At 42.4% G+C, this 23,766-nt stretch carries 18 protein-coding genes; 8 read left to right on the top strand and 10 right to left on the bottom strand.

All coding sequences use genetic code 11. From position 1 onward, the window contains the following. The first annotated feature begins 293 nt into the window (after positions 1–293). Positions 294–473 carry a hypothetical protein gene (locus tag GJS45_RS22390; protein ID WP_162344127.1) on the top strand — a complete coding sequence of 60 codons (180 nt, stop codon included), beginning with the start codon at positions 294–296 and terminating at the stop codon, positions 471–473. Further along, a complete protein-coding gene (locus tag GJS45_RS22395) occupies positions 461–751 on the top strand; it encodes a type II toxin-antitoxin system RelE/ParE family toxin (RefSeq protein WP_162344128.1) in 291 nt (96 codons plus the stop codon). Before GJS45_RS22390 ends, GJS45_RS22395 begins: the two co-directional genes overlap by 13 nt. A gap of 12 nt (positions 752–763) precedes the next feature. Here GJS45_RS22395 and GJS45_RS22400 read toward each other — a convergent pair whose 3' ends face one another. From GJS45_RS22400 to GJS45_RS22415, 4 genes are read right to left on the bottom strand one after another with little or no spacing between them, the layout of a single operon-like run. Further along, a complete protein-coding gene (locus tag GJS45_RS22400; RefSeq protein ID WP_162344129.1) occupies positions 764–1,300 on the bottom strand; it encodes a hypothetical protein in 537 nt (178 codons plus the stop codon). Continuing rightward, complete coding sequence (locus GJS45_RS22405; protein ID WP_162344130.1) at positions 1,297–1,815, bottom strand: stage II sporulation protein M; 519 nt, start codon at positions 1,813–1,815, stop codon at positions 1,297–1,299. Before GJS45_RS22405 ends, GJS45_RS22400 begins: the two co-directional genes overlap by 4 nt. A gap of 6 nt (positions 1,816–1,821) precedes the next feature. After that, positions 1,822–2,175 carry a hypothetical protein gene (locus GJS45_RS22410; RefSeq protein ID WP_162344131.1) on the bottom strand — a complete coding sequence of 118 codons (354 nt, stop codon included), beginning with the start codon at positions 2,173–2,175 and terminating at the stop codon, positions 1,822–1,824. A gap of 24 nt (positions 2,176–2,199) precedes the next feature. Next, the gene (locus GJS45_RS22415) at positions 2,200–2,526 is read right to left on the bottom strand and encodes a hypothetical protein (RefSeq protein WP_162344132.1); all 327 of its coding nucleotides are present in this window, start codon (positions 2,524–2,526) and stop codon (positions 2,200–2,202) included. A gap of 183 nt (positions 2,527–2,709) precedes the next feature. Between GJS45_RS22415 and GJS45_RS22420 the strand changes: the two genes are divergently transcribed. The 6 genes from GJS45_RS22420 (at position 2,710) to GJS45_RS22450 (ending at position 9,705) form a co-directional block, all read left to right on the top strand. Then, a complete protein-coding gene (locus GJS45_RS22420) occupies positions 2,710–2,940 on the top strand; it encodes a helix-turn-helix domain-containing protein (RefSeq protein WP_162344133.1) in 231 nt (76 codons plus the stop codon). Between the two features lie 467 nt (positions 2,941–3,407). Then, a complete protein-coding gene (locus GJS45_RS22425) occupies positions 3,408–3,947 on the top strand; it encodes a site-specific integrase (RefSeq protein WP_162344134.1) in 540 nt (179 codons plus the stop codon). Positions 3,948–4,695: 748 nt separating this feature from the next. Further along, on the top strand, positions 4,696–5,661 hold the full coding sequence (locus GJS45_RS22435) for a TIR domain-containing protein (protein WP_162344136.1): 966 nt from the start codon (positions 4,696–4,698) through the stop codon (positions 5,659–5,661). Between the two features lie 13 nt (positions 5,662–5,674). After that, positions 5,675–8,023, top strand: a complete 2,349-nt coding sequence (locus tag GJS45_RS22440) for a tetratricopeptide repeat protein (protein WP_162344137.1) — start codon at positions 5,675–5,677, stop codon at positions 8,021–8,023. 195 nt (positions 8,024–8,218) lie between these two features. After that, positions 8,219–8,476 (top strand): hypothetical protein, encoded by a 258-nt coding sequence (locus GJS45_RS22445; protein ID WP_162344138.1) that lies wholly within the window; start codon positions 8,219–8,221, stop codon positions 8,474–8,476. Between the two features lie 212 nt (positions 8,477–8,688). Continuing rightward, the gene (locus GJS45_RS22450; RefSeq protein ID WP_162344139.1) at positions 8,689–9,705 is read left to right on the top strand and encodes a hypothetical protein; all 1,017 of its coding nucleotides are present in this window, start codon (positions 8,689–8,691) and stop codon (positions 9,703–9,705) included. Between the two features lie 2,257 nt (positions 9,706–11,962). On the opposite strand, the gene GJS45_RS22455 is transcribed toward GJS45_RS22450, so the two are convergent. Genes GJS45_RS22455 through GJS45_RS22480 form a run of 6 tightly spaced genes read right to left on the bottom strand, consistent with a single transcriptional unit; the run spans position 11,963 to position 23,729 of the window. Further along, positions 11,963–12,679, bottom strand: a complete 717-nt coding sequence (locus GJS45_RS22455) for a M48 family metallopeptidase (protein WP_162344140.1) — start codon at positions 12,677–12,679, stop codon at positions 11,963–11,965. Continuing rightward, a complete protein-coding gene (locus GJS45_RS22460) occupies positions 12,679–15,825 on the bottom strand; it encodes a type I restriction endonuclease subunit R (protein ID WP_162344141.1) in 3,147 nt (1,048 codons plus the stop codon). The genes GJS45_RS22455 and GJS45_RS22460 overlap by 1 nt, the downstream gene beginning before the upstream one ends. After that, entirely contained in the window at positions 15,822–18,203 is a 2,382-nt protein-coding gene (locus GJS45_RS22465; RefSeq protein ID WP_162344142.1) for a DUF262 domain-containing protein, read from the bottom strand. The genes GJS45_RS22460 and GJS45_RS22465 overlap by 4 nt, the downstream gene beginning before the upstream one ends. Further along, a complete protein-coding gene (locus tag GJS45_RS22470) occupies positions 18,203–20,014 on the bottom strand; it encodes a DUF262 domain-containing protein (RefSeq protein WP_162344143.1) in 1,812 nt (603 codons plus the stop codon). The genes GJS45_RS22465 and GJS45_RS22470 overlap by 1 nt, the downstream gene beginning before the upstream one ends. Next, on the bottom strand, positions 20,014–21,294 hold the full coding sequence (locus tag GJS45_RS22475) for a restriction endonuclease subunit S (protein ID WP_162344144.1): 1,281 nt from the start codon (positions 21,292–21,294) through the stop codon (positions 20,014–20,016). Before GJS45_RS22475 ends, GJS45_RS22470 begins: the two co-directional genes overlap by 1 nt. Then, complete coding sequence (locus tag GJS45_RS22480; RefSeq protein WP_162344145.1) at positions 21,288–23,729, bottom strand: type I restriction-modification system subunit M; 2,442 nt, start codon at positions 23,727–23,729, stop codon at positions 21,288–21,290. Before GJS45_RS22480 ends, GJS45_RS22475 begins: the two co-directional genes overlap by 7 nt. Positions 23,730–23,766: the final 37 nt, after the last annotated feature.

Raw genomic sequence — 23,766 nt, forward strand, 5'->3', positions numbered from 1 at the left:
CAAATATGCCGCATAAAATTTCCTTTTGTCCTTGTTTTAACCTTAGAATACGGAGCGGGGTTTTTCCTGAATTCTCAGGACAGGTTAGTTACTTTTTTGATCCCGATTTGCTTCGCAGCTCGGGACTGGCTCTGCAGCAAAAAAGTGACAAGAAAAGGAATGGGAAGATGCCAAATTAGCTCAAAACCAGGGATATTATCTCTAGTTTATTGACCGTAACGTTGGTGGTGATCAAAAAAAATGGACAAGGAAGGTTGTATTTCGTATATTGTGATTGAAACAGATTAAGACTCATGAAGAAGACGCAATTATTAGAAACTATTCAAGATATGCCTGAGGAGTTTTCTGTAGATGAATTAATGGAAAGATTAATGATTTTGCAGAAAATCGAAGAAGGCCAACACCAAATACAGGCAGGACAATTCTATACGGAGGAAGAAGCTAAAAAGAAATTGGAAAAATGGTTAAAATAATATGGGCGGAACGGGCCATAGATGATTTAACCAGTATAGCAGAATATAGCAACAAATTTTCTGAAAAATATGCATCTTTTATTGTCTCAAAACTCTTCGATAAAGTGGAAATCTTGAAGAAGATGCCGAAGATCGGAAGGAAAGTGCCTGAAAAGAATGAAGAAAATATTCGGGAATTGATTGAAGGCAATTACAGAATCATCTATGAACTTCGAGGTGAAGACAGAATAGAAATACTAATGGTGCATCATGCGTCTAGACCGTTGGGAAATATTTAATTATAAATTACTTTAAAATCCAACCAACCACTTACCCAATACTACCAATAAAGTAGGCATACAGCTAATGGCTAGGGCTTTACTAACTCCCAGGTCAAACTCATGCCCTAACAAAATGGCAAAAAACAGGTAAAACCCCAACCAGAAAATATAACTCAGGTCCTCCATATCCGACAGTCCCAACCCCAAAAAAGACCGTTGCCGTAACATTTCAGAAAGCGTTCCGCCTTCTTCGATTCCATACAACACAAGAAGGTAAATCAGGCAATTGAGGAGGATAGGAATAAACGAAATGGAAAGAACAAAGCCCAGCTTCTCGGGATTGATTTTTTCATCTAGCAGGGTAAACATTAGTCCGGAGGTCAGCATGTAAAATACAAAAAGCATCACCGGAACAAAAAGGGCAATTAGATTGCTGATCCCCCGGAACAATCGGAACAGTTCCATATTTTCCAGTTCACCGGACTGAAGAGCATAGGACCTGCTGGATATCCAGTAAAACAGGATGGAAAGGGTAAATAGAACGATATAGGGCAGGTATTTTTTCATCCGGAGAAACTGACATATACTTCCAAAACAGCGGCTAATAATAGGATGACCAGGGTAGTGGCTGACAGGATCAAAAATTTTTCGAAGTCAAATTGATGACTCCTTCCAAGGATAATTTTTTTAAGTAGATATAGTCCGAGGTAAAACCCCAGTGAACCCGAAAGAACGATGGCCACGATTTCAATGGCATGGGGGAGCAGGTGTCTTATAATTAAGGCAAACGAAAAATTATCCCCTGCCACAGAAAGGGCATAACCCAATACGACACCATTGTAGAAAGTATTCAGCAAGGAAATGGCCCCCAGGGAAAAACCACCACCTATATTGATCAGGGCGACCGATATATTGTTTCCAGCAATGGAACAGAACAACTTTGATTTGGCATTATCCATCATTGCCACCGGAGGATTGGCTTCCGATAGGCTAAAATCAAAATCAGAATCCATATAATACCCTACCAGCAGCCCGGTCAGGTAGACGGCGGCAGCTGATAGGGTAAGGGGTTTAGCGTTCATGGCTCACTACATACCGGCAGTGGCTCCTGCGATCATCCCTCCTGCAGGGCCAGCCACCATACCAACACCAAAGCCCCATGCGGCAGCATCGATAAGGCCAATGGCATTGATCGCCAATCCAGCTTCGGCCGAAGCACCTCTTCGTGCGGCCAGGTAACTAATACCCGCCCAAACTTCTCCTTCTTTAGGCGCGGCTTGTTTCAAACCTCCCATCGTAAAACTGCCACAAATGGCAATCAGGATAAGCAGACTTTTCATTTTAGTTTTCATGTGATTATAATTGTTTTTAGTGGTCACATGGAATCTCGCGTGTTTAATAATCTTCGCTTCGTGTGTCGCTTGCATAATGCTCGATTTCATAGTTATTTTGTTTTAGTGAATGAATCAAATAAAAAAGGAAATGGCTTTTGAAAATTTGGTAGTGTAATAGAGGTATAGGGATACCAGACCAAATGCGGTGAGGGCATGGACGAATCCGACCAGGAATGCCATTACAATATCTTCGTGCAGGTAGAATACAATTTGTTCGGGTACCACAAACGACAAAAATCCGATCACATAGCCCCAGGTAAAGGATTTGGTTTTCTGCGGAACCACAGCACCTCCGCAACGGGGACAGGCAAAGGCATGATCGTTTTTTACTTTCAGGATTACCCTAAAAGGCAGCTTTTTGTCACAATGCGGGCAGGTAAACGATTCTTTTTTCTCCATAACTTTTAATCAGGACCGCTGGACCCTAAGATCCCGAACCTTAGGTGTATTAAAATATAAAACGATTGTTTCTATTTTCTAAACAATAATATAGAAAATAAACCTATTTTCAAAACAATTATTTGATTTTTAGTAACAAAAGTATCGGATAGCTAAATTGATGTATTCTTAAACGATACATCCATGACAGATTTGGGCTTGTATTTAGCCAAAAGGACGGTAAACAAAGCAGAAGTTTCCAGGCGCACTGGCATCAGCAAATCCCGCCTCACCCAGCTTACCTCCAATGATTCCGCCAAACTCCGGGCTGACGAACTTTACCTGATTGCCCTGGCCATCAATGTGGATCCCGGGGAGATTTTTATAGAGCTGCATAAGGGGTTGGGATTAAAGAGGAAAAATAATGGTGCTTAACCAACCTCTATTCTGGGTCCCAGTCGAATTATATAATATAGCTATCTTGCTTAAATATTTTTTGCATTGGATATAACGGTTCGTCTTGGGCAAAAATATCCAGTATTTAATAATGAAGTTTTTAAGAAATTCTTCTAAGAATTTCGAGAATATAGGATTATTGAAAATCTGATTGAAGCTTTTCCAAAAATTTCTTGCTTGGAAGTTTAGGCTCCTGCTTTTTCAAATCGTAAGGATAAACATCCGTTTTTTCGAAAAGCCAATAGATAGCATATTTTGCTAAATCCATAGCTATATAGAAATATGAAAAATCATTTTTAAGAATTCTAAGCCAGTTATTTAGGTACTTTGAGAGCTCATCCCGAGGATAAATTTTCTTTCCCAAATGTGTTAAACGAAACTGGATCGATAAACATTTTCCCGCTCTTATACTGTACCAGATTGATCGGAAATGGTTTTCGGAATATATGGGCATTATCTCTCACCTGGCTGATAATACACGCAGGGACCACGTCAAAATCTTAAAACGGGTCCTTAGAGAGGCCCGTAGGTCCGGATATACCCTTAATATTAACGAAGATGAACTCAGGAACCCACCTGCCCAAAAGAAAAAGGTCGTATGGCTGAGCCTCCAGGAATTAGGAAGCCTGGAAAACGTGGAAACGCTGTCCCTTATGGAAAAGAAAGCTCTAGACTGTTGGTTATTCCGGGCCTACACCGGCCTCCGGCACAATGAAATGAACCAGGTGGATATAAAAAAGGTTCTCGACGGGTTTATCGACATCAACGATACCAAGAAAAGGAGCACAAAGAGCATTGAGGTTCCACCACCAGCAGTAAGGATATTGGAACGGAACAAGGGAAAACTTCCCTTACTAAGCCAACAAAGCGAAAACGTTCTGATTAAGAGGCTGGCTGAACGGGCAAAACTAAAGAGGATCGTCTATACCTCCTGTGTGGTGGAAAAAAATACACGGAAGGAGAATTCGAGCTTCATCAAACCATAACCACTCATGATGCCAGACGAACCTTTGCCTCCATTTGCTATAGAGAGTTTAACCTTAGTTTGGAGGTAGTCAGGGAGCTCCTCCAACATTCAAGTACTGATCAAACCCTTGAATATATAGGAGCGAGTTTAGGGCGTCCGAAAATTGGGGGGTTATTCAGATAATCTATCCCTTGCCAACCTCGGCCTTGAAAGCCAAAAACGCTCCTATTTACACCACCTATTGGGCGTTCGATAATTTCTATCGATTCCCTTCTATAAATTGTATGGGTATGAACTATGACTATCCCGAACCCTCCTACAAAAGAAGGCGAGAAAACACGAATGATCCCGAGGGTTATTCGAACGGACTGATGTAGTTTCACCAATAATCCAACCCTACCTGCCTGGGTTAGAGAAGAAATGAATGATTGGGGACTTCCAAAGGACGAATTTACTAATAATGAAAACTGGCCGCACAAGATTCATTTGCGAGAGGTTCGCAGGATCATGGGGGATGACAGAGCATGATGTTCTTGGCGGAAGCCAACATTATGCTTTTACAGGTAGCTGTCTCCAGTTACCAGATAGCCTTTGGTTCTATACGGATGGACATGGTTTTTACAATTCTGGGACAATCAGTTGGTAGCAACTTCTATTGCTACTGATTACCAGGTGAATGCACAGCAAGTAACTAGAGACATTTTATTCTTCATAGGTGCTGTTTTTTATAAGAATATAATTAAATTTAAATTATAATAGTAATATCCATGGAATCCAGCATTTTCCTTAGCTACAGCAGGAATGATATCAGCACAGTCCTGCAAATTCAGACTCTTTTCCGGGAACAGGGGGTTCAAGTGTGGATCGATAAGGAAAGCATTTATGCTGGTGAAAATTGGCCAAAAGCTATTGGTGAAGGTATTGCCAAACAAAATATCTTTATGCTGCTTTGGTCAGAACATGCTGCTAAATCCCACTTTGTCGAATTTGAATGGAATACGGCATTAGCACTCAAAAAGAAAATTTTTCCGGTTTTGCTGGATGGTTCCCCATTGCCTCCTTCATTACAGGCTATACAAGCCATTGAGTATGATTTACTATCTGCCTCTGTAGATAATATTAAAGAGAAGGTCGAGCAATCTGCAATGCATCAGGTTAATCCTCGAAAAGAAGTGCTGGATAAATTGAATGAAATTAAGGAAAAATCTCCCAAAGCAGTGGTAGCCGAGGCTAAGATGATTTACCGGCAAGAAGGATGGACCGTACAAGGAAATGTATACCAGGTTCATGGGGAAAATATAACAATCCATAATCCTTCCGGTAGTCCTTCTAGTTCTAAAAAGTGGTACGAGCTTTGGCAAACCTATATTGCTTTGATTGCGGGGATTTTGGGCATTTTAGTGATTTTGCTTGATATTCCAAAGAAATGGAGAGAGGCATTTCCTTTGGAAACCGAAACTGAAAAGGTAATTGCGTCTTTCTCTGTAAAGGGAATAATTTACAATGAGGAAAATCAACCTGTTGCTGGAGCAATAGTTAAATTAGATAAGCTTCCTGGTGAATCTACTGTTACAACAAATGAAGGTGGCTTTATATTTAAAAATGTACCCGGTGAGGCGGGTGATGCAGTTCGGGTTTATGTCGATGCTTCTGGTTATGAATCTAGGAACGAGTATAAAACATTACCAGGTCCCATTGAACTGCGTTTAAAGAAACAAATACTATCAAAATAAATTGACAGCAGCTATGAAAGCCTGGTACCTCATCCTTATCATGCAGATTTTAGCAGCCTCGCTTCCGGCCCAAATTATTACCTTGAAGGGAAATGTAATTGCTGATGATGAAAATCCAATGGCTAATGTCCGCATTTCTGTAAACGGTATATTGGGGGATAATACTGATGACGAGGGAGCATTCAACATTGACCTTTCCAATGAATTTATTTCCGGGGAACGGGTAGTACTTCAAGTACCTAAAGATGGTTGGGTGATCAACCACCCCTTGGACGGACATTGGAATCTGCCCAATATACAATATCAAAAAGTACATACTACCCGTGTGGTAATGGTGCCACATGGCTCCATGGCGCTGTGGACCCATGGCCGTATCGAAAAATATGTAGCTCAACTTTCAAATCAAATTACCAAAATGAAAGCTGACTCCGAACAACAAATAATAACCACATCCTCGGAACCGGCACCCATTGATTTTACCTACTATTTGCAGGACTGGGCGGAGCAATATGGTTTTTCGGTAGACCAGGTGAAAAATGCTTTCGACCAATGGGCTACTGAGGCTAATAAAAGTAATGATTTCCGAAAACTAGGATTGGCTGCCTTTTACCAGAAGAATTTTACGGAAGCAGCTGAGAATTTTGAACAGGCAGCCCGTCAAAACCAAGACGCCTTTAGAGATTTGGAGAAAGCTGCTGAGAATAAAAGGCTTGTAGCCTATGAAGACTGGAAAAGTGCCGGAGAAGCAAGATATCTTGCCAATCAGTTTGATACCGCCTTGTTACGCTTTCAAAATGCCGCAGCATTGGTAACGAAAAACAACCATCCGGTCCTTTGGGCGGAAATTCAAATGCAGATTGGGAACACACGACGTCAGTTAGGAGTCAGAGTAAAGGGTGAGGAGGCAATTAAATTTTTAATAAGCTCGCAAAATATATATAACCAACTATTGGAAGAATATATCCAAGAAGAACTGCCCCAGGATTGGGCGGGGACACAAAACAATTTAGGCAATGTCCTCAGGGATTTGGGCACACGGGCAGGTGGCCGGCAGGGCCTGGATTATCTGCAACAGGCAGTGGAGGCTTACCAGAAAGCATTGGAAGTAAGGACACAAGCAGAACTGCCACAGGATTGGGCTATGACACAAAACAATTTAGGCAGTGTCCTCTCTGATTTGGGCACACGGGCAGGTGGCCGGCAGGGCCTGGATTATCTGCAACAGGCAGTAGAGGCTTACCAGAAAGCATTGGAAGAATATACCCAGGCAGAACTGCCCCAGGATTGGGCTATGACACAAAACAATTTAGGCAATGTCCTCTCGGGTCTGGGCACACGGGCAGGTGGTCAGCAGGGCCTGGATTATCTGCAACAGGCAGTGGGGGCTTACCAGAAAGCATTGGAAGTAAGGACACAAGCAGAACTGCCCCAGAATTGGGCTATAACACAAAACAATTTAGGTGTTGTCCTCTCTGATTTGGGCACACGGGCAGGTGGCCGGCAGGGCGTGGATTATCTGCAACAGGCAGTGGGGGCTTACCAGAAAGCATTGGAAGTAATGACCCAAGAAGAACTGCCCCAGGATTGGGCTATGACACAAAACAATTTAGGTATTGTCCTCAGGGATTTGGGCACACGGGCAGGTGGCCGGCAAGGCCTTGATTATCTGCAACAGGCAGTGGAGGCTTTCCATAAAGTATTGGAAGAATATACCCAAGCAGAACTGCCCCAGAATTGGGCTATAACACAAATTAATTTGGCTAAAGCCTATATTTACCTAAAAAAATATGATGAGGCCACCCTCGCCTACACAAAAGTACTGGAAGTGTATCCAAGGTACGAAGAAGCATATTCATACCTTGTATATTATTATCATGAAGTTGTTTTTGAATTCTCCCAAGCATTTACACTTAACCAACGATGGCTGGAACAATTCCCCCTCGATCTTTCTGCCCGTACGGATTTTGCCGAAAAACATTTCACTACTGCTCGATTTTCAGCATGCGCCCAACAAATTCGGTTATTACTTAAAGAACAAGAATTACCTGTGAGCTCCAAGATTGCACTCCAAGGGATTCAAATTGCTAATGCTTTTGCTTCCCAGCTTTCTGGATCAATGGTGGCAAAGGAATTTGCGGCTTTACGAGAAGAGATAGCGATGCAGGAAAATGATTTCACCGTTCAATGGGTATTATACGGCACAAAATATTTTATAGCACAAAGTAATATTTTAACACCCTATCGAAATTGGTTGCTGGCCTTCTTCGATGCACTCCTTCAAGAAAACAAACCTGCTATTGAGCGGGATTTAGAGAAATTACAGGGTGAGCTTACCTCTCTGCTTGAAACATTGCCTGAGTAATCCGCTTTGCTATTATTCCCAATTTTACTGTGCCTCCTTTCTCATTACACACATGTTGGAAAACCAAGTGGATATCAAGAAGATCCTCGACGGGTTCATCGACATCAACGATACCAAGAAAAGGAGTATTGAGATCATTGAGCTCTCTCAACCAGCAGTTAACATTTTGCAAAGAACAAAGGAAAGCTTCCCTCCTTGAGCCAACAAAGCGAAAACGTTCTGATTAAGAGGCTGGCTAAACGGGCAGAATTAAACAGGATCGTGTATACCTCCTGCGTGGTGGAAAAAAAATACAGGGAGGGTGAATTCGAACTTCATCAAACCATAACCACGCATGATGCCAGACGGACCTTTGCCTCCATCTGTTACCGGGAGCATAACCTTAGCCTGGAGGATGTCCGCTCCAACATTCAAGTACTGATCAAACCCTTGAATATATTGGAGCGAGTTTAAGGCGTCCGAAAATTGGGGGGCTATTCACTTGAAGCCAGAACAGATTTGCTGTTCATTTATGTGTTATTTTAGGTAATCCATGGAATCCACACACATATTGCATTAAACTCTTTTAAAAACCTTTAAAACCCGTTAGATTGACATATTATTGCAGGGCAAATAAAGTGCACTGTGCACTTTATTCGTACGTTGGCATACATTGAAAACAAGACATGGGAATATCATTAAAAAATAGAAAAATGCTTTGGGGGCGATCAGCTAACCGCTGTGCAATGCCTGAATGCAGACGTACTTTAGTAGAGGATGAAACTGAAACAGATGACCCTTCCATTGTTGGGGATGAGGCACACATAGTTGCTAGAGAAGAAGATGGACCAAGAGGTCATTCAGATCTAAGCCCAGAGCAAAGGGATAAATTTGATAACCTTGTCCTGATGTGTAAAATACATCATAAAGTAATTGATGACCAACCTAAAGAATATACTGTTGAACGACTTCATCAAATAAAGCAAGACCACCTAGATTGGATAGATGCAAATCTAAACCCTGACAAGGATAAACAAAAGGATGAGGAGATTTATGCTACCTATGTGGACAAGGTTGCAGACATGGCGGATTTTGAGAATTGGAAAAATTGGACCTCTGATATCTTTGGCAATGGTCAACCTCAAATCCCAGTTGAACGATTTGACAAATTAGCATCATTAAATGAATATCTACTTTCAAGAACTTGGCCCAAGAGGTATGATAAGTTGGAAAGAGCATTTATCAATTTTCGAGTTGTACTTAATGATTTCCTTACGGTTTTCAGCAAATACAGAGAGAAAATTGGAACCGATGACTACCCAATTTACAATACAGAAAAAATTTATAAGCGACTATCAAATTATGATGAAAGCGCGTACCAAAGATTATCAGACAAATTCGACTTTCACGTTGATTTAGTACAAGATTTGGGTTGCGAATTAACACGTTCAGCAAACTACTTATGCGACCAGATACGAAAATATCTATCAAGCTCATTTAGAATGGAAGAAGGTGTCTTGCTCATCATTACAGGGCCTGACATGAGTTTTAAATACACAACTATCAGACTAGAATTTGCTTCAAACAAATTTGACGAAATAAAGTATCCAGGATTAAAGCAATTTATGGAAACTCGTCATGAAAGAGGACATCATTTTGGCAAAGGAGTAAGTCCAGATTATTTACCAATGAAATTTGAATAATAAAAACGTATGCCAATCGAGTAGCCCGGCCTGAGCCAAATGGCTCAGGATGAGGCTCTCCCACCACCGTACGGACGGGTCTCGTATACGGAGGTTCACTGGATTGTAGGTTGTGTTTTGAGGTAATAGGAAAGCATGGATTCATACCCTAGTCTCATGTTGTCGGACAATTTAACCGTGGGTAGTTTAAATCCCAGTAAGATCAAGTGGTCAACAACCTTGTGAAACCTGCCTTCCGAAGTCAGAGAATTTCCCTGGATCAATGTTCGCTATGTCACCTCCCATTTATCCCTATTTGAATACTCTTTTAGTTTTATCAGCTCTTAAATGCGGACCAACAAGTCAGACGGGTTCAGTCAAGGGCGGCCTGTGTTGCGCCTGCGGCAGGCCGTTCATTTTACCCTTGAGGGGTTCCGGATGGCTGTTACCTTTGCATTTGAGAAGAAAAAACGATGATCTATTTATGGCTTTATACTATCGTTAGTTTTCTTTTTGCTGATGAAGCGGGCTTTAAAATCCCCGGATGATTCCGGGGCCGGGGGTTAGACAATAGGCGGCAGGGCCGTGGGCTGAATGCGAGCCGTTCAGGAGAAGCATATATACGACTGAACGTGCGGAATGAGGGGCGCAGGCGAGCCTAACTCTGGCTGTGGGATTTTATTTTTCCTACCTGCCGGAGGCCCTACAAACTAAAATAAAATTGGGAACAGCCGAATCGAGGAGCGCAGGAATGTCGAATGGAGATAAAAGCAAATTGGGCTGAGCGGGGGTAAAAAAGTGGAGCAAAAAAATGGTTCGGTGATACCTTACAAAACTCTCCTTTTTCAGGAGTGTTATGCAACCATAAAATACATCACGGTACCATTTTTTTGTGGAGCGTTTTAAGGTGGGTGAATTTGCTTTTAACGTAATGAAGAACATTTTGAGTACCGCAGATTCTCCGATTTACCTGGCTTGAATTAAATTGATTTGCTGCAACCGTGAAGATTCAGGACCACTTCATAAACCAAACCGTTAAAAGATGTGCGTCAAAACCCAAGTTTTCGCCCTAAAGTGTGTAAGAATTTATCAAAACCTGGGAAAAGTAGGGGTTTCAGATTTTCCAATAATCAAACGGTCTTTATAAGGGGTTACCTAGACGGGGCGATGAGAGCGTAAGGCAGCCCTGTGGCGTGCTGCAATTAACTCAGGACCCTACGGCAGCCCTGTGGATTGCTTTACCCAACTATTGGTACAATGGTCTGCGAAAAGAATGAGGAATTACTAAAACTCTGCAGCAGTTCAGGGGTGTGCAACTGGCGTTGAGGGAAAGTGGATCCGGATTCAACCTTGCTTAAAGGAGGAGCAAAACCGCTGCTTTGACCTGTCGCCAACCCGGGCAATGGCTAATCCTCCCATATAAGGTTTCGGAAAGCGTACCGCAGCTGTAGGAAGTGTTCCAGGAATAGGATGTAATACTTTATCTCTGCTGCTTATATATCTCCAGGATAGAAATGAATCAGTTTGAAGGAAGCAAGAAAGGCACATAGCCAAAATGGCTTTCAACCTTTTTTATAAAGAAGGAGTAAATATGTGGCATTCCTGATATTATTCACTTGAACTGCGGTTGCTAATACCGCCCACGACCAATCTGCAGCTGATGGATATTCCGGTTTCAACCTTCCCTAATAGGAGAAGTGAAGCGGTGACCTTCCCTGCCGTTAACTGATCGGTGGTTGCTATACCCGTCCGAAAGCAGTTGGAGAAAGTGCGGTAGGTAACGGAGAGGCAATCCACCCGGCTGTCCCATATTTTGCGCGGACATAGTGTAGATATAACTCCACGGAAAATATGGGACACTTTCTAAAAAGCAGGACGAACAGGCTGACGATCCCGGTTTCAGCCTTCCTTAATAGGAGAAGTGAAGCTGTATCCGTCCCTATCGATAACCTAAGCAGTGGCTGATCCTCCCATCGGGAACCAGAGGGAAAGTGTCCAACGCACCTGTGGGAAGTGCTTTAGGAATAGGGTGCAATATGCTGTTTCCGATGCATTACACTCTAAGCCCAAGAAAAAATGGAACAGTGCGATAGTAGCAGGAGAGTTAGATCCACCAACCCAGCTTTCAGCGTTCCTTAAAGGAGGAGCAGAACCACTAAATATTCCATTCGCTGGAATGTCTGATCCTCCCGGCTGATGGCAGTTAGAGAGAGAAAGTAGGACGATCAGGAATAATCATTCCAATCTCTTACTCATAAGTGTGTGTAGACCTTTTCAGCTAGTAACTCCAATCTGCATGGCTTACCGGAATTCTGTTAAGCTCTTCTTTTAAATGTTTCCAGTTTGGTAAATAATAGTCCATTAATGAGAGAAACTTATCGCTGTGATGTCTTTCAAGCAAATGAACCATTTCATGAACAATGATATATTCCAAGCACTGAATCGGCTTTTTAGCCAATTCTAAATTCAGCCAAATTCTTTGTGCCTCAATATTGCAGGAGCCCCACTTGGTTTTCATTTTCTTTACCCCCCAATCCTTCACAGTAACTCCCAGCTTCTTTTCCCACTTTTGGACCATTTCAGGAATTATCTTTTTAAGTTCTACCCGATACCATTCGTTCAATATGTTGCGTTTGTATTCCCATGTCGCATCTTCTTTCACGTACAATTCCACGTAGGTCTTACCTTTCAGGTCAACATATCCGACACCATTTGTTTCTTTAACCCGAAGTAAGTATCGCTTACCCTGAAAATAATGACTTTCACGCTCTATGTATTCTCTGGGTGTTTCCCGTTGTTGTTTTTCGAATTTCCTTTGATGCCGCTTTATCCAGCCCAATTTGGAAATTGCAAATAGCCTTATAGCTTCTTCATTAACGCTCAGTGGAGCAGCAATCCTCACCCTACCTGTTGGCGGGTAAACCGCTAAGTGCATGTTTTTAATGTTTTTTCGAATAACATCAACGGTGATATTGCTAATGCTTATCTGATCCATTAATACTCCTGCTGATTTTTTACAATGTCCAATATCCGTTCGACTTCATCGGGGGTGACAATACCATTTTTATTAAGTATCTCCTCTATTTTCAAGCGAACTTCTTTGGTCTTAAATTTATTATCACGCCAGGCATCTTTTTTGGTATACTGAATTGCTTGGTCAAGCTCTTCCGCAAGGCTTTCGTTTTGCCCTAAATTATCGTATAAAGCTCTTTTCGCGCTGGTGTTAATTATCTCCGGGTAGGAGCTGGACTTTTCCGGTTTTTTAATCTTTTTCGTAAGCTCAACTATTTCATTTAAATATGCTTCGTATTTTTCAGCTTGTTCTTTCCTGCGTTTGATGAGTTCATCAAGTAGCGTACTCATTTTTTCGTAGTACGCTGGGTTTGTGGGGCTTTCCTCAATGATGACTTTTCGTAAGTTATTCTCAATAGTTTCTGCCATGGCTTCTTTGTTGCGCCTTGTCTTTTCCGGCAATTCGTTCAGGGCATCTTTTCCTTTCTCAACAATAAGTTCCACCAAGCTCAAATCGTCAAATTTCGATAACACCCGACTTTCATCTGCTCCCAGGTACGCATCAATCAAATGACGCATGGCAGGTTCATATTGCTTCAAATCAACATAATCACCACTGGAAATTTGAACTTCCTTACGAATGTTCTCGAAGTACTTCACTTCCTCCCGAATACGCTGAGCAGTCGCTTCATGGTATCCTGCTTCTTTCATTTCATCGGCAATGTTGGCATAGGAGCGGATCAGCTTGATAACGGCTTTGTAGAGTGCCACCCTTCTTGGTTCGGTATCTTTTAATTCATCCTTGTTTTCCGGGTCTCCAACAAAATACCGCTGGAATTGCATCTGCTCTTTTGGTGGTTCGACCGGTTCTACCAATGCCTTTATTTCTTCCAAGGCTTCATCTAAACGCTCTTTGCCTTTCTTCAAGCGATCCTGAAGCAAACCGGCCACATCTTCTTTTTCATAAGCATCAAAGGCTTCAGAGGTGTAGTCTTTGATAGACTTATCCAAACTATTGAATAAATCTTTATAATCGACAATGTAACCGTATTCTTTGTCTTCTCCATCCAGGCGATTTACACGGCAAATGGCCTGAAACAGGCCGTGATCTTTCATGCTCTTATCAATATACAAATAGGTAGCCGAAGGCGCATCAAAGCCAGTAAGCAATTTATCCACTACAATGAGCAGTTTCATCTGTGCGGGGTCATCCACAAACTTCTTTTTAACCTCCTTCTCAAATTCCTCCGCTTTGTTTTGCGCTTCATCTTCAGAAATATTGAAGTAATTCGCGATCATTTTACGGTATACATCGTATTTAAGCAGTTTTTCGGTGGTTCCTTCTCCTGTTTCCTCGCCTTTAATATCACCATGATGGGGTGCGTAGGAGGTGATTACCGCACATTGCTTTAATCCCGTCTTTTGAAATACCTCATAGTACCGGCAAGCGTTATAAACACTTTCTGAAACCAGCATCGCATTTCCCCTTCCGTTTTGCAGGCGCTCTTTGGTAGCCATGTCAATCATTACATCGCTGACAATCTTTTCCAGTCGGTCAATGGAACTGAATACTTTCTTCATTGTGCCCCAGCGTTGCTTGAGCTCCGTTTTGGCCAAGTCAGTCAAGCCTTTGGTTTTAGCATCAAACCATTGATCGATCTTGTCCATGCTGGTGATCTTCTGCTCAATGTCTCTTGCTTCATAACGCAAGTCCAGCACAACCTTGTCGGCCACGGCTTCATCAAACTTGTAGGTGTGAATGTATTTACCAAAGACCTCCAGGCTGGTCTGCTTGTCTTTTTTTAACAGAGGCGTTCCGGTAAAACCTATGAAGATGGCGTTAGGTAACAATGTTGTCATGCCTTCATGCAGTTTTCCGCTTTGGGTGCGATGGCATTCGTCTACAAAAACATAAATATCTCCCTTGGCTTTGAAGTCGGAAGGGAGTTGATTTTTAAGCCCTTCGAGATAGTTATCTACGTCCTTTTCATTGATTTCTTCCTTGCCGCCAAACTTGTGCACTAGCGAACAGATAAGCCAGGGCGAATGGCTATTCAGTTTATTTATTAAATCCTCTCCACTGCTAGTACGGTAAATATGTTCATCAACCCCTTTAAATACCTTTTCAATCTGTTCATCCAACTCCGTACGGTCGGTAATGACCAATACCCTGGCATTTGGGCTGTACTCTCTTATCCACTTGGTAAGCCAAACCATGGTAAGGCTTTTACCGCTACCTTGTGTGTGCCAGATGACACCACCTTCCTTGGTGCGAACGTGTTCCTGTGCAGCTTTTACCCCAAAGTACTGATTGGCACGGCATAGCTTTTTTTGTCCCCGATCAAAAACCACAAAATCATGGATAATTTCAAGAAATCGCTCTTTGTCGAGCATTTCGATAATGTTTTTATCCAGCTTGTCCTCAACCGTAGCGGCTAGGTCACGTATGGGCTTGGTTAATTCCAGTAGGTAATTATCATTGGGATTACGTTGCGGGCTGACTTCCTTCCATTGCAAATAGTACCGCTCCGATGTTTCTATAGAACCATAGGCCAAACCTTCCAAATCATTGCCGGCCATGATGAACTGCATGGTAGTGAAGAAAGGCCCGATGAACAAGTGCTTTTGGTTGTCCAGGTTTTGTCGTATGCCTTCAGAGATACTTACTGTGCTGCGCTTGAGTTCGATCACACCCAGGGCAATGCCGTTCACATACACCACAATATCAGGGCGTTTTTTGTGTACGCCTCTGATAGTAACCTCCTCCGCAATAGCAAAATCGTTGTTCTCCGGGTTGTTCCAATCTATTAGCCATACTGTTTTCTTGTTTTGACCGATCTCAGGCTGCACGTTTACCCCATAGCGCAGCAGCGTATACACCTCCTGATTGATGTAGTAGGGCTTTTTGCTTTGGTCGCTGGCCGTTTTGGTGAACTCATAGAGTGCTTTGGTAATGAGGTTTTCGGAATAACCCTGTTTAGTCAGCCAGTCTTTAAGGATTCCTTCTTCGATGTTGCTATTTGCTTCTCTTTCTTCCCAGTTGCCCAGGTAGCGGTAGCCGAGCTTTTCCTGAAAAAGCTTCACGACCCGGTTTTGGGTGATGCGTTCTTTTTGGCCGACTTTGCTCATGTTTCTAAATTATTAAATTCCTGTATATAGCTTAAATAGACACAGTTGTCGTCTATCGCTTTATAATCAGTATCTTCGTTTAATTTATATTCAAATGATTGGGTATCTCGTGCATATCTAACTTGGCACTTAGACTGGTTATCTCCGACTTCAAGGAAACTTCTGTCTGAGCCTTTTTTTACTTTTATTAGTTTAGAGGCTATCTCCTTGCCTTTAAGCCATTCATGCAAGGCGGTTATTCTAAGTTCGCTATGGTAATGGCTAAGCCTTGAATTGCCAAGCAACCTGATATGTTCCTTTCCCTCCCAATTCATTAACATCTGACCACAGTACCTAAATAGCGCCGGCTCCTTGATAAAATAGATTCTCCAATCGCGAATTTCTGCTTCCTTGCCCTTAATAAGCTTCTCTAATGAACCTGTAGAGCATTCACATTCATCCAATAGTTTTTTGAGCATGGACAATCTTTGCCCATTATCATCATTTACAAATAAATACCGCCAATTTTCGTCTCGCTGTCTACTGTTACTTCTAATGGAACGATAGAAGCTCCAACGATTTGACGTTAGTGGTCTCATCCAATGGGTTTCATGGTCACCAATGGTTAAAAGAGCTCTTTGTATCAAAAATTGACCATTATCTAAATGATCAGGGGTGAATAACTGATTTAATCTTTGCCAGTACTTCTTAAAAAGTTCGAGGTTGGCTACGCCCTCTTGTTTTGATAGCTCAATGATGAACCCTACCTGTCCGTAAAAGTAGAAGTGGTTCTCTGCCTCATGCAATACCTCATTCCATTCTGGATCCATTTTAGCTTTCTGTATTTCTTCGCTTTGCTGCTTTTGGCTGAAAAAGCTGATCCATGATTTATCACGTAATTGTATTTGAAGAAATTCATTGATATTTAGTATTGCCTTCGCATCGAATTTATTGAGCGACTGGATTGCATTTATATAAGGTACGTTATCATCAATTCTTGAGTTATAAATGATATTGCGGCTTACCCGCAGCCAAGCTAGAAAATTGATCTTATCGTCTTCAGAAAACTTATTTACAGGCTTTGAAATATGACGTAAAAAAATAAGCACCGCATACACAAATACTTTATGATACAGGTTACTTAGATCGGGAAAGTGGCGTAACAAGGCCGAAGTGAATTTACCGTTATCCTCCTCAATATTATAGAATGTATCTGTCCAAACTTCCTCAATGAGTTCATTCAAAAAATTCCTGTCTTCCTTACTACTCAAAATTTCAAGCACGGAGAAACACCAATTGACGGAATCAACGGTATGCACTTCCTTTTCCTCATAAAAGGCAGTAGGGATAAATTTATCAGAACCAAGGCGATTGATCAATCCTATTATGTCTTCATCAATTCTATCATTACTTATTGAGGCCATTTCTAATTTTTTGAACAAGGCCAGGGTGTTAAAAAAGGCCAAATAGTGTTGATCCACGCCTTCAACATCCATCCGTTCTGACCAGAATATATCCAGCCATTCCTTGTCCAACTTATTAAGCCAATCCGTAACCTTGATTTCTTCAGAAGCTTTGTACTGCTTTTCCAGCCAGGCTTTAAAGTTCTCGAAATCAGATAAAGGCTTACCCCTGGCATTCATTTTCACGTACAGGTCATCCTCAAGCCCCTCTTCCTTTAGATCAAAAAAATCGAATGAAACCCGCTTTGATTCAGTCAGGCTCTGCCAGATTATCCCTAAGTCATCATCCCACAATGCCCTGCATTGATTTTGGATCTCATCTAATGCCATCAACATTCCGGCAACAGTAGGGTCTTTGTCCCAAAACTCAAAAAACCAAGCTTGATCTCTAATTTCCGCTGACAGTTGAATATCGTCACTCCGTTTTAAAACCTGTGCGTTTTCTACTAATTGGTTGATAAAACTTGTAGAGCTTTTCCGGGTCTTATATTGAAAGCTTTTCAATTTTTGAACCGCATTTGCAGAAACTCGAGCACCTATATATAAATGGAAAAGAAATAGGGTTGTCAAACGCTGTTGGCCGTCTATTGGGATAAGCGTGCGGTCATTGCCGGTCTCCACCGGGCTCTCTCCAATTTGGTGTTGGAAATCAATGCCGTGGTCACTGCTAAAACGTTCCAAAACTTCTGCCATTTGCTGTAGGCTCTCTTTGCTTTTTTCGAATTGGGCGATGCTTTCCTTATGGATAGATTGACCGAATATAAAATCTAAATGAAGAGGTTGACTTGCATGCCGACAGGAGTTAATCAGGTCGGAAACAAACTTCTTTCTGATGGCATTGGCTTTTGGCGTATCACGCCCCTGAGCATAATCACGTTGAATTTCCGGGATTTCGATTTTGCTGTTATCTATGATTTGCCAAAAAGTTTGTTCCATTATGCCTCCTTTTCATCAGGAAAAAACTCTTTTAATACGCTTGCGATAGACTGCTGGTAGCCTTCCATATCATGGGATGACCAATACTCCAACTGTATATTTTCTTTGGCGCTTGCCTTTTTCAAAAAACAATCCAAGGTACCCAATGGGATATATCTCCGGGTTTCATGCCTGAGAATCGAATCCCTTTTTTCTTTGAAGGGCTTATTGTTCAAGCCACTATTCGTTTCCTTGTCTAGCAAAGCCAAATTCAGAATACCGTGTAAGTCGAAATCATCCTTATACTTCTCCGTAAACTCAGTTAGTTCGTCCTGTATTTCTAGGGAAATATTGTCTGTATCAATTTCACTTATTCTATTCTGAAGTTGAGTAATGGTTTCCTCAAACACCCCCTTTTGATCCACTTCCAGTTCATTGGCTCTTTCTGAGAAATCAGTTAGCCATGGCAGTGCATGTTTTTTACTCTTGATGGCCTTTGGGTTTTGCGGATGAATATGCTCCAGTGACCAGGACTCATTGCGGTACAAGTGAAACGGGAACCGTTGCCCCGGAAAAGTGTTTTCCAGCAGTTTAATATTGTACAACAGCAAAAAGATCTGGCAATCATTTTTATCGTCTTCGTAACTCAACTGGTCAAAACTGAAGCGTGGAAGGCGTTGCCTGTCTCTTTGCTTGGTAGATTTCATCGTTTCATGAATGAAGGCGTTAAGCGTTTCCTTTATTTTTGACTTACGAAGACCCTTCGTTTTTTCTACTAATTCTTCCAATTGCTTTATACCGGCATTGATGAGAAAGCCCACTTTATGATACACCTCCAGATCATTGTACCATTCTGTCAGTCTATGATAGAGGTTCAGTAAGTCATCCCAGGCTAAGCGCTCCTCTTTCTCCGCAAACCAATCGTACGGACTTTGAGCTTTAGTTCTTCCTGAGGAAAGAATATCAAACAGTAAGCCAACGCGTGTCTGATAGGAATCTGTCTCTTTTTGATTGATGAAGTACCAAAAGTCATCGTCATGCAACTGTTTTTCGATGGCATCCCATTCTTCTGCCAACTGTTTGATCTTGTATTGTTTGATGTCCCATGCATCACGATTTCGCTGGAGCTTTAAAATGAACAGTGCTTTTATCAATTCTGCATCGGTAAGCTTTATTTTACCGGCATTGATATTGATGAAACGGTCTTCAACCGATTGACCCTGCAAATTAATCGGATGCCAGATTAGGTAAGTATTTTCTAATATTTTGGCAGTCAGCTTTTCTGCTGTCTCCTGGTCTTTATCTGAAAACCAGCGATGGATGAGAACATAGGCCTGGAATAAATGGAAATTATCAATATTATCTCTTTGGGGATTATTTTCGGTAAAGCCTTCCCAAAGTTCTTCCGGGCTTTCTTCCTTTTTCAGCCATTCATCCAGTAGGGCGTTCTCCCTGATTTGTTTAAGGAATTCAGCCGTTGTTTCGCGTGTGTTATAGTTGATGCTATAAGACGGTAATTGTTTATGCAGCCGCTTATTCAGAGTCGCCAAAATCAGGTAAAGCGTGGTAAGCCGTTGCTGACCATCCACCAATTCCCATGATTTTCCACCTACTTTACTTTCAACCACTGCAATGGGCTGGAGGCTGTATTTACGGTTTTCAGTAGCCTGCCAAATATCATTGAGCAAATAATTGATTTCTGACTCACCCCAGCGATAGCCGCGTTGGTAGGGAGCCACATAAAACGGAGTATTACCAATCGCCTGTATTAATGCTCCAGCGGAATGAAAACCAATTTTATCCAAGTCTATATGGTTCCAGTTTTCCCCCATCAAACCAATCTTTTTTTCCCCGTCAACAACTCCTGCATCATCCCCACCTTCAACTGCCGGTACTTGGTCAGTTGCGCTTCCAGTTGCTCGATCTCAGTGTCCATGTTGGAGAGGATGCGGGCGATGCGGGTTTGTTCGGTTTTATCTGGATAAGAAATAGATAAATGAAGCAAGTCCTTAGTATAAATTGCTGCCACACTTGTCGTGCCTGTTGCTATATCTTTTAGCGATTTAATCACTCCTTCTGTGTTGAAAAGGCTATTCATGAAGTAATTTGATGAAATGAATTCATCCTTAAAAACCATTCTCATCAAGTTGGAATTAAAATATGCTAATGGTAATTCATTTTTCCAGATAGCTACTTTTCCGACTAGTTCCAATGTGTTTCTCGTGTTAAACAGTAAATCATGGAACCGCAACTTGTCCCTTTCATCTAATTGTTGACTTATGATTTGCTCGACTTTTTCTAAAGAGATATAACCTCTTTGAATATTTCCCATTTTAATCAATGGAGGACCTGAAGCTTTTTTAGAATTTTGATAGTTCCCACCTAGTTGAGTAGATGCCAATATCTCATGTAGTTTTTTCACCTCCCACCCCTCCTTCGGCCTCAACAATTCCTGTGTCGCCCCTTGTTTGATGGCGCGTTTTTTGGCGATGAGCTGCTCCTGGGCTTGGATGAGGTCATCCATATCGCTCAGGGCGGTGGCAATGGCGCGTTGTTCGGTGAGGGTTGGGGGGAGGGGGATGTGGATATCGGATAACAATCTCCCATTTGTCAAAGCTCTTGTTGTAATTGATGCCGTTCGCTCAATTTGCTCACGTGCGATGCTTGAACTGAAGCAAAAGCGACAAAAATCAGAATTGAAATCTGATGATTTAGGTCTAGCCCTAAGTACAAAGCCACTAAAAACAGTATCCTCTAAGTCTTCTATACAAACTGCTGAAATCCCTATTTCCTCTCTGGTTTCAGAAGTACGGGTAAAGAATACATCATTAACCTTAACACTATATCTTTTTATTTCTTCTCGCGACAGTTGTACCTTTCCATGAATCACATTTCTTGTAATAGCAGTATTTTCAAATACATCCATATAATTGACTATAGGGGTGCCTGACCCGAAATACTTTTTCTCTTTGTTTAATCCATTTTTGAACTCAAAATGATTACCAATAGATTTCACCTCCCAATCCACCGGTATCATTCCCACTTCGGTTTGTTTCAAGCCCTTCGGCAAGCTTAGGGTATCACCCGTTTTATTTTCTGTTACTTCTACCATGCGTATCCCATTTTTTCCAGGTGTTGTTCTACTTTGGATTTCAAGGCAGCTACTTCGCCAGTCAACTTCGGCAAAGGGTTTTCATAGCGCTCGGCCAGCTCCTTAATGCGTTCGGTAAGGCGGTAGCTGATGGCATCCATTTCCGCAGCGATGCGGCTTTCTAGGGCAGCCATCCATTTTTTATCTACAACAATGGTCTTGATTTCTTCCTCACTTAACTTGGGATACTGCCTGATCACTTTGACCTCCAAGGCTTGTTCAGCTTTTTTGATGGCGGCTTTCAGCTTGGTTTCCTTATCCAACAGCTTTTTGTATTTCGCCAGTAGTTCCCACTCTTCGGCATTGTCGGCATCCCTTTTTCCCAATGCTTTGATACGGGTATTCACCGAACCTTTGGTGAGGCTGCCTTTTTCGGTGGTGGCATCGCTTAGCAGGCCTTCGTCGCCGCTGTGCTCTTCTGCCATTTCATCCATTTCGGCTTTGGCGCTTTCCAGTTGGTTGTTCAGTTCATCTAAGGCCACCTTTTCTTCCGCAAAGTATTCCTGTATGATGAGTTGTGGAGGTATCAGGCGGCCTTCCAAACCTTCCATTCCCTCAATTTCCTTGTCCTTTCCACCTTTCTTGGTGGCTTTTTTCATGAGTCGAGTTACTTCATTTCCGGCCTTCCAGCCATCGGCAGATAGTTCGTAGAGATCGTCTTGCATTTCTTCGGCCCAATAGTCCATGATTATCTGGTACACGTCATACTTACTCACCAGGGCCTTGCCGTGGTAGGTACTTAGCAGGTCTTCTGAAATACGATGAATAACTTCTTTGGGAGGGCAGGCTTCTTCCAGGGTCTTGAGGTAGGTGGCGTTGGTTTCATTCCATCCGTCAAACACCTTTTGCATTTCCGCGCTGTAGGCCTCGAATTCAGCATGGCCGAAGATGGTGTTTTTGATCTCGTCTTTTTCAACGGTGAGTTCCCAGTAACCCGGCCTTGAATTAGTTTGAAATAAATCGTTTTTCATGGTTTGGTACACCTTCCAGTATTCATTCAAGCCTTCAACATCCCGGTCGGGAATGCCACCTTGTAAGTGGGCGACTATGTCTTGTAGGTCTTCTTCTTCCTGACTGTCGATGTATCTGGGGATGTTGAGGTTGTAGTCGTTCTTGGGGTCGGTTATTTCTTCAAACGGTACAAGTCTACTGTATTTTTCAACCTCCAATTGCTTATTGAACACATCCACGATCTTGTGAATGTCCTGGGAGCGGAGACGGTTTTTATTGCCATCTTTCATGTAGCCCTTGCAGGCATCAATCATGAAAATACCCTTGCGCTGGTCTGCTCTTTCCTTATCTATGACAATGATGGAAGCGGCTATTCCGGTGCCATAAAATAAGTTTGCCGGCAGCCCAATGATGCCTTTGATGTAACCTCTATCGATGATTTGCTTCCGGATGGTTGCTTCAGCGTTGCCCCTAAACAGCACACCTAATGGTAGAATAATGGCAGCTTTGCCGGTACTCTTCAGGGATTTGATCAGGTGCAGGAGGTAAGCAAAGTCCCCGTTCTTTTTAGGCGGTTGGCCAAAGCCGGCAAAACGTTGGAAAATATCGTTTTCGGCATCCAGCCCATTACCCCACGCCTTGTCGCTGAACGGGGGATTGGCTACGGCATAGTTAAAGGTTTTCAGATGCCCCGTCTGCTCATCCAAAAACAGCGGCTCGGCCAAGGTATTGCCCTGGACAATCTCTGCGGAGGGTTTGCTGTGCAGCCACATATTCATGACCGCCAGGGCGCGGGTGGCATTGTCTTTTTCCTGTCCGTAAATGGAAATGCCGTGCGGGGTTTCATCCGCGGCTTTAAGAAGCAACGAGCCGGATCCGCAAGTGGGGTCGTACAATGTATCGGATTGGCTGGTAGAGTGCTCAATCCCGATCACTTTGGCCATGATGCGAGAGACTTCCGAGGGCGTATAGAATTGCCCCTTGCTTTTTCCGCTTTCGGTGGCGAAATGGCGCATCAGATACTCATAAGCATCCCCGAGCAGATCGTCATTTTCCGCTCGGTTGCCACTAAAATCCAGATTTTCGTTTTCGAAAATCTCAATGAGATTACTCAGCCGGTCAACCTTATCTTTACCCTTTCCAAGTTTTTCATCATCATTAAAGTCCGCGACCGTAATAATTCCGTTCAAGTCGTTAGCCTTGGCTAATGCGCCAATGATTTTGTTTATTTTGTCCCCAATATCCGACTGGCCTTTGAGTTTCACCATATCCTTGAAACTCCCGCCTTCCGGGATATCCACTAATCGGTCACCTTTATCGGAGACGTATTTCATGAAGAGTAAAACCAATACATAGTCTTTATATTGGCTGGCATCCATACTACCTCGTAATTCATCACAGCTTTTCCAGAGGGAACTGTATAATTCTGATTTTTTTACTGCCATTTTATTTTTTTGATTCCTTGTTAGATACTATCAGCTC

Source organism: Cyclobacterium salsum (genome assembly GCF_010119245.1).
In the GTDB taxonomy this organism is placed as follows: Bacteria; Bacteroidota; Bacteroidia; order Cytophagales; family Cyclobacteriaceae; genus Cyclobacterium; species Cyclobacterium salsum.

Bases quoted from the DNA above. Each gene is read 5' to 3' on its own strand.
- GJS45_RS22415 (WP_162344132.1), bottom strand. From the start codon at position 2,526: ATGGAGAAAAAAGAATCGTTTACCTGCCCGCATTGTGACAAAAAGCTG.
- GJS45_RS22460 (WP_162344141.1), bottom strand. From the start codon at position 15,825: ATGAGCAAAGTCGGCCAAAAAGAACGCATCACCCAAAACCGGGTCGTG.
- GJS45_RS22420 (WP_162344133.1), top strand. From the start codon at position 2,710: ATGACAGATTTGGGCTTGTATTTAGCCAAAAGGACGGTAAACAAAGCA.
- GJS45_RS22395 (WP_162344128.1), top strand. From the start codon at position 461: ATGGTTAAAATAATATGGGCGGAACGGGCCATAGATGATTTAACCAGT.
- GJS45_RS22475 (WP_162344144.1), bottom strand. From the start codon at position 21,294: ATGGTAGAAGTAACAGAAAATAAAACGGGTGATACCCTAAGCTTGCCG.
- GJS45_RS22425 (WP_162344134.1), top strand. From the start codon at position 3,408: ATGGGCATTATCTCTCACCTGGCTGATAATACACGCAGGGACCACGTC.
- GJS45_RS22455 (WP_162344140.1), bottom strand. From the start codon at position 12,679: ATGGATCAGATAAGCATTAGCAATATCACCGTTGATGTTATTCGAAAA.
- GJS45_RS22440 (WP_162344137.1), top strand. From the start codon at position 5,675: ATGAAAGCCTGGTACCTCATCCTTATCATGCAGATTTTAGCAGCCTCG.
- GJS45_RS22435 (WP_162344136.1), top strand. From the start codon at position 4,696: ATGGAATCCAGCATTTTCCTTAGCTACAGCAGGAATGATATCAGCACA.
- GJS45_RS22480 (WP_162344145.1), bottom strand. From the start codon at position 23,729: ATGGCAGTAAAAAAATCAGAATTATACAGTTCCCTCTGGAAAAGCTGT.
- GJS45_RS22450 (WP_162344139.1), top strand. From the start codon at position 8,689: ATGGGAATATCATTAAAAAATAGAAAAATGCTTTGGGGGCGATCAGCT.
- GJS45_RS22405 (WP_162344130.1), bottom strand. From the start codon at position 1,815: ATGAACGCTAAACCCCTTACCCTATCAGCTGCCGCCGTCTACCTGACC.
- GJS45_RS22390 (WP_162344127.1), top strand. From the start codon at position 294: ATGAAGAAGACGCAATTATTAGAAACTATTCAAGATATGCCTGAGGAG.
- GJS45_RS22410 (WP_162344131.1), bottom strand. From the start codon at position 2,175: ATGAAATCGAGCATTATGCAAGCGACACACGAAGCGAAGATTATTAAA.
- GJS45_RS22470 (WP_162344143.1), bottom strand. From the start codon at position 20,014: ATGGGGGAAAACTGGAACCATATAGACTTGGATAAAATTGGTTTTCAT.
- GJS45_RS22400 (WP_162344129.1), bottom strand. From the start codon at position 1,300: ATGAAAAAATACCTGCCCTATATCGTTCTATTTACCCTTTCCATCCTG.
- GJS45_RS22465 (WP_162344142.1), bottom strand. From the start codon at position 18,203: ATGGAACAAACTTTTTGGCAAATCATAGATAACAGCAAAATCGAAATC.